Origin of the sequence: Burkholderia sp. SIMBA_051 (assembly GCF_046534915.1) — a bacterium.
In the GTDB taxonomy this organism is placed as follows: domain Bacteria; phylum Pseudomonadota; class Gammaproteobacteria; order Burkholderiales; family Burkholderiaceae; genus Burkholderia; species Burkholderia ambifaria.
In genome coordinates, this window is the sequence record NZ_JAWRXS010000002.1 from 698,141 (window position 1) to 709,774 (window position 11,634).

Sequence of the window (11,634 nt, forward strand, 5' to 3'; positions counted from 1 at the left end):
TTACAGCGCGTCTGCGCCGGTCTCCCCGGTCCGGATCCGGATCACTTGCTCGATCGGCGTGACGAAGATCTTCCCGTCGCCGATCTTGCCGGTGCGCGCGGCCCGCTCGATCGCTTCCACCGCCTGGTCGACGAGATCGTCGGACACGGCCGCCTCGATCTTCATCTTCGGCAGGAAGTCGACCACGTATTCGGCGCCGCGGTACAGCTCGGTGTGCCCTTTCTGGCGCCCGAAGCCCTTCACCTCCGTCACCGTGATGCCCGAGACGCCGAGCGCGGAGAGCGCTTCGCGCGTCTCATCGAGCTTGAACGGCTTGATGATTGCGGTAATCAGTTTCATGAAGTCCTCTCGCTGGGTGGTCCCGTCGAATTGGTTGGAATGGTGTGACGGTCTCTTCCCAGCAACTCGCATGCCATGTTTGCGCGAGGACCGTCTCGAACGGCTCCGAAAGGGGGGCGCATCACCCGTTGAAAGGTGGGGAAGCCCGGCCGAACGGTCAACGTGGGCCCGGTTTGCTGGCGCGTCGAAAGGATCGTTGCTAGAGTGCACGCACGTCCCGGTTCACCGGGCCATTCACCCATGCGGGCGCCATGCCCGGAATTCGCGCCAGCGGCGCACCATTTCCGGTCATGCGTGCATCATGGGCACGTACGCAACTGAAGATGCACATTTTTTGTGCAAGGAAGGGATATCTCATGAAGCAACCCAGCGATGTTTTCAACGACCTGCAGTCGCGCGTCAGCGATCTGCTGAAAAACTCGCCGGCCAAGGATGTCGAGCGCAACGTGAAGGCCATGCTGTCGCAAGGCTTCTCGAAGCTCGATCTCGTCACGCGCGAGGAGTTCGACACGCAAGCACAGGTGCTCGCCCGCACCCGCGTGCGTCTCGAGGAACTCGAAAAGCGCGTCGCGGAACTCGAGCAGAAGCTCGCAGCGCCCCAGGCCTGACGCCCCCTGACCGACCGGTCCGGGCGCGGGCCGCCTCGTGCGGCCCGCGCCTGCCCCCGCCAGTCGGCCAGTCAGCAAGCCGTTTCGTCGTTCTTCGCAGTCCCCCCGCTCTTCGCTGTTCCTCGCTCTTCGCAGTTAGTCGTTCCTCGTTCTTTCTCGCGCCACGCCGGCAAGCGCGCACCGATTCCTCCGATTCCCGCGGCACGCGGCCCTGAACGGCCGTTGCCCGGCCGATTCATTTACAGGAGCCTCGCCATGTCGCTCGCCGTGGTGCGCAGTCGCGCGCCGGCGGCCGGCCGCGCGCCGGACGTCACCGTCGAAGTCCATCTTGCCAACGGGTTGCCGTCGTTCTCGATCGTCGGCCTGCCCGATCTCGAAGTCCGCGAAAGCCGCGAGCGCGTGCGCGCCGCGCTGCAGAACTGCGGATTCGAATTCCCCGTGCGCCGCATCACGGTCAACCTCGCACCGGCCGACCTGCCGAAGGAGTCCGGCCGCTTCGACCTGCCGATCGCGCTCGGCATCCTCGCCGCGAACGGCCAGATCCCGGCCGACGCGCTGGCCGGCCGCGAATTCGCGGGCGAGCTGTCGCTGACCGGCGCGCTGCGGCCGATGCGCGGCGCGTTCGCGATGGCGTGCGGCGCGGCACGCGACTGGCGCGCGGGAGACACCGGATCAAGCGTCGGTTCCGGCGCGCGGCCCGGCGCGATGTCCGACCCAGCGGCCGGCCCGCCGGCCGCGTCGCGCCCGCCCGAGCTGTACCTGCCGCTCGACAGCGCCGCCGAGGCCGCGCTCGTGCCGGGCGTCACGGTGTTCGGCGCGCCCGACCTGCCCGCGCTGTGCGCGCACCTCGCCGGTGCGCCGGACGCGCGGCTCGCGCCGGTCGCGGCGCCCTGCCTCGACGGCGAGCCGGCGCCGGCCGCCCCCGATCTGGCGGACGTCATCGGCCAGCGCGGCGCCCGGCGCGCGCTCGAAGTGGCCGCCGCGGGCGGGCACCACATGCTGATGATCGGGCCGCCCGGCGCCGGCAAGTCGATGCTGGCCGCGCGGCTGCCGGGCCTCCTGCCGCCGCTGACCGACGACGAGGCACTGACGTCGGCCGCGCTCCTTTCCGCGAGCCGCCTCGGCTTCTCGCCCGCGCAGTGGCGGCGGCGGCCGTTCCGCTCGCCGCATCATTCGTCGAGCGCCGCTGCATTGGTTGGCGGCCGCAATCCGCCGCAGCCGGGCGAGATCACGCTCGCGCACCTCGGCGTGCTGTTTCTCGACGAGCTGCCCGAATTCGACCGGCACGTGCTGGAAATGCTGCGCGAGCCGCTGGAAGTCGGCCGCATCACGATCTCGCGCGCGGCGCAGCAGGCCGATTTCCCCGCCGCGTGCCAGCTGATCGCCGCGATGAATCCGTGCCCGTGCGGCTGGCACGGCGATCCGTCCGGGCGCTGCCGCTGCTCGCCGGACGTCGCCTCACGCTACCTGCGCAAGCTGTCGGGGCCGCTGCTCGACCGGATCGACATCCAGATCGACCTGCCCGCGCTGTCACCGGCCGAACTCGCCGCGCGCGCGACCGCGCACGGCGAATCGAGCGCCACGGTCGCCGCACGGGTCGCCCAGGCGCGCGCGCTGCAGTTCGAACGGCAGGGCAAGACGAATCACATGCTGAGCGGTCGCGAGACCGACGACCTGTGCCGCCCGACCGACGACGGCGAGCGGCTGCTGCGCGAGGCCGGCGAGCGCTTCGGCTGGTCGGCGCGCGCGTATTTCCGCGTGCTGAAGGTCGCGCGGACGATCGCCGACCTGGCCGGCGACCCGTTGCCGACGGCCGCGCAGATCGCCGAGGCGATCCGCTACCGGCGCGCGCTCACGGCGCTGTGAGCGCCCTCGGGGGACAAAATCCGGCTGTCAAGACTTGACTTATGCACAATTTAGCGAATCTGGCCCCGGATCGCCGCTCGCGAGCGGCTTGCTATCGCGAAATACGTATCCCCTTGTTTCCATTGATTTTTCTCAAATGGCACCGAAGTTGTGAAATGCACCGGAAGGCCGTCTGGTGCGGCTTTGCGCAAGATTCGCCCGACTTTTCAACAAAGTTATCCACATGCGCTGTGGATAGCTGAAAAATCCCCGCAAAATCCGGAGATTAGCGTCGAAAGCTGCGAACGAACTTTCAGTTGTCACAACGTGTCAGAGCGCCCTCGCCGGCCGGTGTCAGTCCAGTTTGAACGAGCCGAAAAACTGGTCGAGCTGTTCCTGCGCGAGCGGCCCGTCGGCGATCACGACGGCCTGATACGCATGCCGGCCACGCACCACGAGCCGCGCGACGATCATCTTGTGCGCGTGGTCGCCGCCGGGCGCCGCGCCCGCGACCCGCAGCTCGATCGCGTTCACCGCGCCGCCAGCCGCGAGCGGCACCGGCACCGAGGCCGTCTGCGGCGCGCCTTCGAGATTGCGCGACAGCCCCGCGCGCAGGAATTCGAGCGCCGCGCGGCGCGTGTCGTCGCGGTCGTCCGGCAGCGTCAGCGTGCCGACCGCGAATACCGCCCCGTCGACGTGCGCGGCCTGCATCCGCATCGGCATCGATGCGCCGCCCACCGCTATCGGGTGGTCCTCGACGGTCGGCTTCGCCGGCAGGTCGATCGTATAGCCGGCGTCGTTGTGCAGCGTGCGCCAGTCATAGGAGGGCGAGCACGCGGCCAGCGCGGCGCTCACGCACGCGAGCGCGGCGAAGTGTCGCAGCGGACGAAAAAGGGGGCGCAACGAATCGATGACTTCCTTCGGCATGGCAGGGATCGAGCAGGCAAAACGCTCATTATCCGCGAAGGCTGACACCGCGGATCCGTGGCCGCCGCCGGTGCGTGCCGCGCATTCGCGCTAAAATGAGCGCCGAATTTCGACGTCCTTTGCATCGATCCGCGTCATCGACCGACTCCGAGAGCACCAGATGAACACCACGCCTCCCGCCCAGCGCCGCACCGGCCCCGCCCGCTATATCGTGGCGGCGGTCGTCGTCGCGGCCATCGCCGTTGCCGGCTTCTTTGCGTTCAACGGCAAGTCCAGCGTGCCGGACGCCACGTTCACGCTGCTGTCGGGCCAGAAGGTGTCGACGGCCGGCGACCTGAAGGGGAAGGTCTATCTCGTCAATTTCTGGGCGACGAGCTGCGCGACCTGCATGCAGGAAATGCCGCAGATGGTCGAGACCTACAATCGCTTCAAGGGTCAGGGGCTGGAATTCGTCGCGGTGGCGATGAACTACGATCCGCCGATGTACGTCGCGAACTATGCGCAGACGCGCCAGCTGCCGTTCAAGGTCGCGCTCGACGACGGCAGCGTCGCGAAGCAGTTCGGCAACGTGCAGCTCACGCCGACGACCTTCGTCGTCGACAAGAACGGCAAGATCCTGAAGCGCTACGTCGGCGCACCGCAGTTCGCGGAACTCGACGCACTGCTCAAGAAGGCGCTCGACGGCAACGCGGCCTGAGCGCCGCCACGGGATTCCCCGCTCGCAGGGCGCACGCAGCCCTGCTCCGCACAACGGACCGCCCTGCGGTCCGTTCGTTTTTCAGCGCTCGGTTTCGCCTTTCGCCGACAGCCCGTAGCGCTTCATCTTCTCGTACAGCGTCGCCTTGCCGACATGCAGCCGGTCGGCCGTCGCGGCGACCGCGCCGCCCGTCTGGTTCAGCGCCTGCGCAATCACCGCGCGCTCGAACTGCTCGATGCGCTCCTTCAGCGTCTGGTCGCTCTCGGCATCGTCGCCGTTCGCGCCCGCTTCCTGCGGCATGTCGGCGACGCCGAGCACGAAGCGGTCCGCCGCGTTGCGCAGCTCGCGCACGTTGCCGGGCCAGTCGCGCTGCATCAGGCTCGCGCGCTGCCGGTCGGTCAGCACCGGGGCCGGCCGCCCGTAGCGCACGGCCGCGTCCAACATGAAATGCTCGAACAGCGGCACGATGTCCTCGCGGCGCTCCGCGAGCGGCGGCAACGCGATCGTCACGACGTTGAGCCGGTACAGCAGGTCGCGCCGGAACGTGCCGGCGGCGACGAGCTCGCTCATGTCGCCCTTCGCGGCCGCGACGACGCGGCAGTTCACGCGGATCGGCTGGTTCGAGCCGAGCCGCTCGAGCACGCCGTCCTGCAGCACGCGCAGCAGCTTCACCTGCAGCGCGAGCGGCATGCTTTCGATTTCGTCGAGGAACAGCGTGCCGCCGGACGCATATTCGAGCTTGCCGACGCGGCGCTTCGCGGCACCCGTGAATGCGCCGGGCTCGTAGCCGAACATCTCCGACTCGAACATCGGCTCGGGCAGCGCGCCGCAGTTCACCGCGATGAACGGCTTGTCGCGCCGCGGCGACAGCTCGTGCAGGCTGCGCGCGATCAGCTCCTTGCCGGCGCCCGTGTCGCCGTTGATCAGCACCGAGGCGTCGGTGGGCGCGACGTTCGCGATCAGCTTGCGCACCTGCTCGATCGCCGGGCTGCGGCCGATGATGCGCGGCGCGACGATGTTCTGCCCGGCCAGCTCGCGCCGCAGCGCATGGTTCTCGAGCACGAGTTCGCGCCGCTCCAGCGCGCGGCGCACGGTCTCGATCAGCCGTTCGGCCGCGAACGGCTTTTCGATGAAGTCGTACGCGCCGTCGCGCATCGCCTGCACGGCCATCGAGATGTCGCCGTGGCCGGTGACGAGGATCACCGGCACGTCGGGCACGCGCTCGCGGCACTGCGCGAGCAGGTCGAGCCCGCTCGCGCCGGGCAGCCGGATGTCGCTGACGATCACGCCGGCGGTTTCCGCGACGATCGCCTTGTCGGCCGCCTCGGCCGATTCGAACCCGACGACGTCGAACCCCGCGAGCTGGAGGCTCTGCACGCTCGCCCGGCGAACGAGCGCATCGTCTTCGATATAGATCACTTGCAGCCGGTTGGCCATCGTAGTCACTTGCTCCTGACACGCCGCGCGGCGGGAGGCGCGCGGCTCTCGGTGATGCCGGTCGTGCGGCGAACGGGCCCTAGCGCGAGCCCGCCGGCTCGGACAGGGAGTCCGGATGATGCGTGCGCGTGCGCCGCAGCGTCAAGACGAACAGCGCGCCGCCGGACGGCGCGTTGCGCGCGGTCAGCGCGCCGCCCGCGTCGCTCGCGATCGACGACGAGATCGCGAGGCCGAGCCCGAGCCCGCGCCCCATTTCCTTGGTCGTGAAGAACGGTTCGAACAAGCGCGGCAGCAGGTCGGGCGCGATGCCCGGGCCGTTGTCGCGCACCTCGACCGCCAGCGTCGCGACCGACACCGCGATCGTCACTTCGATCGCCGGCGCGGCGACACCCGCGACCGCGTCGAGCGCGTTGCCGAGCAGGTTGATCAGCACCTGTTCGAGGCGCAAGTCCTCGCAGCGGGCGACGAGGTCCGGATAATCGCGCGCGAGGTCGAGCGGCGCATCCTGCGCGGGCGACATGGTCGCATCCTGCAGCGTCAGCGTGAGCGCGACGCCGCGCAGCCGCTCGCCGAGCAGCGACAGCACGCTGCGCAGCGCGCGCACGACGAGCGCCTGTTCGTTGCGCGGCTTCGCGCGGCCGACGAACAGCTTCAGCTGGTTGGTGATCTTGCCCATCCGCTCGGTCAGCGCGGCGATCGCCTCGAGGTTCTCGCGCGCGGCCGCCTGCTCGCCGCGATCGAGCAGCACGCGCGTGTTGTCGGAGAAGCTGCGCAATGCCGCGAGCGGCTGGTTCAGTTCATGCGTGATGCCGGCCGCCATCTGGCCGAGCGCGGCGAGCTTGCTCGCCTGGATCAGTTCGTCGTGCGCGGCGCGCAATTCCTGTTCCGCGCGGATCCGGTCGCCGACTTCCTTCTGCAACTGCTCGTTCGCCTCTGACAGATCGGCCGTGCGTTCCTCGACGCGCCGGTTCAGCTCCGCATACGCCTGCTGCAGCAGCGCGCGGCCGCGGATCATCTCGCGCACGCGCGCGCGGCGCATGCGCCAGTAGAACGCGAGCAACGCCACCGACACGAAGCCGAAGCCCGTGACGATGGTCGCGTTGCGCGCATCGGCGTCGATCGGTGCGATCGGCGCGAGCGTGACGAGCAGCCAGTCGGGTTCGCCGATCCGCCGCTTGCTGGCTAGAAAGCGCGGTGCGCGCAGGCCGGGGCCGAGGCGCACGATCTCCGCGTCCGCGCCGAGCACCTGCTCGACGCGCAGCGGCAGCGGCGTGACGGGCTGCTGCGCGTACTGGCGCGTCTCGTAGATCGACGCGGCGACGGGCCCCGTCAACGGATGCAGCGTGTGGTATTTCCATGCGGGCACGGACGAGAGAAACACGACGCCGTGATCGTCCGCGACGACGAGCGGTTCGGACGCGTCGGCGCCCTGGAACCATTCGAGATTGAGTTTCACGACGACGACACCCGCGATCTTGCCGTCGCGCCACACCGGCTGCGAGATGTAGTAGCCGGGGTCGCGCGAGATCGTGCCGATCCCGAAGAAGCGGCCGACCCGGCCGTTCATTGCGTCGATGAAATAAGGACGGAAGCGGTATTCGATCCCGACGAAGCTGTCGGGTGCGCGCCAGTTGCTGGCGGCGACGCACAGGCCGTCCGCGCCGACCACGTAGGTGACGGTCGCGTGCGCGTGTTCGTTGAGGTCTTCGAGATAGCGGTTCGCGCGCCCGGTGAAATCGGCGCGCTTCGGCTCGGCGAGCAGGTCCTGCACGTACGGATGGCTGCCGAGCAGATAAGGCAGCGATTCGTAGCGGTCGAGCGTGCTCTTGAGCGCGTTGGTGGTGCGATCGACCCGCACCGCGGCGTTGCGCTGCAGCTCGGCGACGCCGCGCCGCCACGTGATGGTCCACGTCAGCGCGCACGCCACCGCGAGCGCGACGGCAAGCACGACGAGGATGAGCAGGCGGCGCTTCACGGACGTGACTTCCTGGCGATGCGGATCGCCTATTGTGTCATAGGGCTCCACATCACCGCCCTGGCCGCCCTGGCCGCCCCGGCCGCCGCGCGGCGCGGCGGCCGCGGGCGCAACCGCCGCCTGCTCGTTCATGGTGTCAGACGCCGGCCGCCTCGGTCGTCTTGACTTCGCCGCCGCCGCTCAGCGCCTGACGCAGCTTGTTGCGGTCGAGCTCCTTCTCCCACGCCGACACGACCACCGTTGCGACACCGTTGCCGACGATGTTGGTCAGCGCACGGCATTCGCTCATGAAGCGGTCGATGCCGAGGATCAGCACCATGCCCGACAGCGGGATCGTCGGCACGACGGCGAGCGTCGCGGCGAGCGTGATGAAGCCCGCGCCCGTGACGCCGCTCGCGCCCTTCGACGTCAGCATCGCGACCGCGAGCAGCGTGAGCTGCTGCATCCACGTCAGTTCGATGTTGGTCGCCTGCGCGATGAACAGCACGGCCATCGTCATGTAGATGTTGGTGCCGTCGAGGTTGAACGAGTACCCGGTCGGCACGACGAGGCCGACGACCGAACGCGAGCAGCCGGCCTTCTCGAGCTTTTCCATCAGCTGCGGCAGCGCGGCTTCCGACGAGCTCGTGCCGAGCACGATCAGCAGCTCTTCCTTGATGTAGGACACGAAGCGGATGATCGAGAAGCCCGTGACGCGCGCGATCGTGCCGAGCACGACCAGCACGAACACGATCGACGTCAGGTAGAACGTGCCGATCAGCTTGAGCAGCGGCACCAGCGAGCCGACGCCGTACTTGCCGATCGTGAACGCCATCGCGCCGAACGCGCCGATCGGCGCCAGCTTCGTGACGATGTGCACGATGCCGAACAGCACGCGCGTGAGACCGTCGATGAAGTCGGTGACGACCTTGCCGCGCTCGCCGAGGTGCGCGAGCACGCTGCCGAACAGCAGCGCGATCAGCAGGATCTGCAGGATTTCGCCCTGCGCGAACGCATCGACCATCGTGTTAGGGATGATGTGCAGCAGGAAGTCGACCGTCGACTGACCGTGCGCCTTCGCCGCGTACGATGCGACGGCCTTGCCGTCGAGCGTCGCCGGATCGATGTTGAAGCCGACGCCCGGACGCAGGATGTGCGTGGCCGCCAGGCCGAGCAGCAGCGCGAAGGTCGACACGACCTCGAAGTACAGCAGCGCCTTGCCGCCCACGCGGCCGACCTTCTTCATGTCCTCCATGCCGGCGATGCCGGTAACGACCGTACAGAAGATGATCGGCCCGATCACCATCTTGATCAGCTTGATGAAGCCGTCGCCGAGCGGTTTCATGTCGGTGGCGAGCGCCGGGTAGAAGTGGCCGAGGATCACGCCGACGATGATGGCGAAAATCACCTGCACATAGAGCACTTTGTAGAAGGGTTTCTTCTTCACGATGGTTCCTGCTGAAGTAGATGAGCCGGTGGAAACGGCGTCACGCGCGCAGGCGAATGTCAGGGGGAAAGAGCCATTCGCCCGCGCGGCTGCCGTGCCGCAACAAGCGATGCCTCAAGTCATCCGACAGGGGAGGAAGGCATTGGTCATCGATTGTCTCCTTGGTTTAATAGTCAGGCCGGGGGGACGGCCGTGCTGTTTATATCGCAAGGTCGATGCCAGGTTTCCGGAACCCCTCAAGCCGTTGTTTTCATTGTATTTCTCATAATACGGCAGGCAAGGAAATCCGGGATTCCGGATTTCCGGAAAATATCCGTCCGGCGATCCGGACGGATTCCCCCATTCGTCGGACGGATCAGTGCTGCACGGCGCGACTGGCCAGCACCCCCGTCTGCGCGTAGAACTCCTGCTGCGCGAACGCGTCGCGCTCGCGCCGCGCGCGCTCGCCGCGGTCCGCGAGCGAGCCGACGACGATCCCGAAGAACGCGAGCGGCACCGACACGAGCGCCGGGTTGTCGAGGAACACCGGCGCATGCGCGTGGTGCAGCACGTCGACCCACACCGACTTCGACAGCACCGTGAGCGCGACCGCCGACGCGAGGCCGAGGCCGCCGCCGAGCACCGCGCCGCGCGTCGTCATCCCGCGCCAGAAAATCGACATCGCGAGCACCGGGAAATTCGCGCTGGCGGCCACCGCCGCGACGAGGCCGACCATGAACGCGACGTTCACGTGCTCGAACAGGATCGACAACGCAATCGCGATCGCCGACAACCCGATCGTCGCCGCGCGCGAGATGCGCATTTCCAGCCGCTCGTCGGGCTTGCCGCGCGCCCACATCTGCGCATACAGGTCGTGCGAGATCGTGGTCGCGCCGGCGAGCGTCAGCCCGGCGACCACCGCGAGGATCGTCGCGAAGGTGACGGCCGCGATGAAGCCGTAGAACCAGTTGCCGCCGACCGCCTGCGCGAGCTTCACCGCGACCATGTTCGAGCCGCCGAGCAGGTCGTGCGTCAGGTTGAACGTGCCGTTCGCACCGAGCCGGAAAAATTCCGGATGCTGCGCGAGCAGCACGATCGCCGAAAAGCCGATCACGAAGGTCAGCAAATAGAAGTAGCCGATGAAGCCCGTCGCGTACAGCACCGACTTGCGCGCCTCCTTCGCGTTCGGCACCGTGAAGAAGCGCATCAGGATGTGCGGGAAGCCGGCCGTGCCGAACATCAGCGCGATGCCGAGCGACAGCGCGTTGGCCGGATCGCGAATCAGCTTGCCGGGGCCCATGATCGACAGCGCGCCCGGATGCACGGCCACCGCGCGGCGGAACATCTCGTCGACGCTGAAGCCGAATTCCCCGAGCGCGAGCAAGACGAGCAGCGTCGCGCCGCACAGCAGCAGCACGGCCTTGATCACCTGCACCCAGGTGGTCGCGGTCATCCCGCCGAAGAACACGTAGACGACCATCAGCACGCCGACGATCAGCTCGGCCGTGCCGTACGACAGCCCGAACAGCAGCTGGATCAGCTTGCCCGCGCCGACCATCTGCACGACCAGGTACAGCACGACGATCGTCAGCGCGTTCGCGGACGTCAGCAGCCGGATCGGCCGCTGCGCGAAGCGGTACGCGACGACGTCGACGAACGTGAACTTGCCGAGATTGCGCAGCGGCTCGGCGATCAGGAACATCACGAACGGCCAGCCGACCAGGAAGCCGATCGAGTAGATCAGCCCGTCGAAGCCGAACATGAACACCATCCCCGAGAGCCCGAGGAACGACGCGGCCGACATGTAGTCGCCCGCGATCGCGAGCCCGTTCTGCAGCCCGGTGATGCCGCCGCCGGCCGTGTAGAAGTCGCGCGTCGAGCGCGTGCGGCGCGCGGCCCAGCGCGTGAGCGCGAGCGTCGCGAACACGAACGCGAAGAACATCGCGATCGCGACCGGGTTCAGCTCGACCTTGTCGGGCATCGGGCCCGCGACCGAGGTCGCGTGCGCGGCGGAGGAAACGAGAACGGTCAGCGCGCCGAGCGCGCTCGAAGTGAGTCGCATGGGGGCCTCCATCAGGAACGCTGCAGGATCGCGGCGACGCGGCGGTCGAACGCACGGTTCGCGCGCAGCACGTAGCACGCGGTCAGGCCGATCGCGACCAGGATGATCGCGACGCCCGCGACGATCCCGACCGTGGTCGTCGCGCCGCGGTACAGCGGCGCGGCCAGCACGTGCGGCGCGAGCGCGACGAGCAGGATGAAGCCGTAGTAGGTGGCGATCATCAGCGCCGTCAGCGTGAAGCTGAAGCGGCGCCGCGCACGCACGAGCTGCTGGTAGTCACGGCACGCCGTGACCGATTCGATGACGGAAAGCTCCATGGTGTCTCCAGTGTCGCCTCGT

10 protein-coding genes are annotated in these 11,634 nt (G+C 68.2%); 3 read left to right on the top strand and 7 right to left on the bottom strand.

Annotated elements, in window-relative coordinates:
• The gene (locus SB771_RS07205) at positions 1-339 is read right to left on the bottom strand and encodes a P-II family nitrogen regulator (protein ID WP_006398175.1); all 339 of its coding nucleotides are present in this window, start codon (positions 337-339) and stop codon (positions 1-3) included.
• Between the two features lie 356 nt (positions 340-695).
• Between SB771_RS07205 and SB771_RS07210 the strand changes: the two genes are divergently transcribed.
• Positions 696-947, top strand: a complete 252-nt coding sequence (locus SB771_RS07210) for an accessory factor UbiK family protein (protein WP_006489451.1) — start codon at positions 696-698, stop codon at positions 945-947.
• Between the two features lie 255 nt (positions 948-1,202).
• Complete coding sequence (locus tag SB771_RS07215) at positions 1,203-2,813, top strand: YifB family Mg chelatase-like AAA ATPase (protein WP_175656242.1); 1,611 nt, start codon at positions 1,203-1,205, stop codon at positions 2,811-2,813.
• A gap of 333 nt (positions 2,814-3,146) precedes the next feature.
• Here SB771_RS07215 and SB771_RS07220 read toward each other — a convergent pair whose 3' ends face one another.
• Entirely contained in the window at positions 3,147-3,719 is a 573-nt protein-coding gene (locus tag SB771_RS07220) for a hypothetical protein (RefSeq protein ID WP_175662497.1), read from the bottom strand.
• A gap of 160 nt (positions 3,720-3,879) precedes the next feature.
• On the opposite strand from SB771_RS07220, the gene SB771_RS07225 reads away from it, so the two are divergent.
• Positions 3,880-4,416, top strand: a complete 537-nt coding sequence (locus SB771_RS07225; protein ID WP_006754800.1) for a TlpA disulfide reductase family protein — start codon at positions 3,880-3,882, stop codon at positions 4,414-4,416.
• A gap of 81 nt (positions 4,417-4,497) precedes the next feature.
• On the opposite strand, the gene SB771_RS07230 is transcribed toward SB771_RS07225, so the two are convergent.
• The 5 genes from SB771_RS07230 to SB771_RS07250 all read right to left on the bottom strand — a co-directional run bounded on the left by SB771_RS07230 (position 4,498) and on the right by SB771_RS07250 (position 11,612).
• A complete protein-coding gene (locus tag SB771_RS07230) occupies positions 4,498-5,853 on the bottom strand; it encodes a sigma-54-dependent transcriptional regulator (protein ID WP_166726279.1) in 1,356 nt (451 codons plus the stop codon).
• Between the two features lie 79 nt (positions 5,854-5,932).
• Positions 5,933-7,960, bottom strand: a complete 2,028-nt coding sequence (locus SB771_RS07235) for an ATP-binding protein (protein ID WP_175662496.1) — start codon at positions 7,958-7,960, stop codon at positions 5,933-5,935.
• Positions 7,961-7,964: 4 nt separating this feature from the next.
• Positions 7,965-9,254, bottom strand: coding sequence for a dicarboxylate/amino acid:cation symporter (locus tag SB771_RS07240; RefSeq protein ID WP_105832961.1), 1,290 nt, complete (start codon positions 9,252-9,254; stop codon positions 7,965-7,967).
• A 355-nt stretch (positions 9,255-9,609) separates the two neighbouring features.
• Positions 9,610-11,295, bottom strand: a complete 1,686-nt coding sequence (locus SB771_RS07245; protein WP_175662495.1) for a cation acetate symporter — start codon at positions 11,293-11,295, stop codon at positions 9,610-9,612.
• Positions 11,296-11,306: 11 nt separating this feature from the next.
• Complete coding sequence (locus tag SB771_RS07250; RefSeq protein WP_126228573.1) at positions 11,307-11,612, bottom strand: DUF485 domain-containing protein; 306 nt, start codon at positions 11,610-11,612, stop codon at positions 11,307-11,309.
• Positions 11,613-11,634 lie beyond the last annotated feature (22 nt).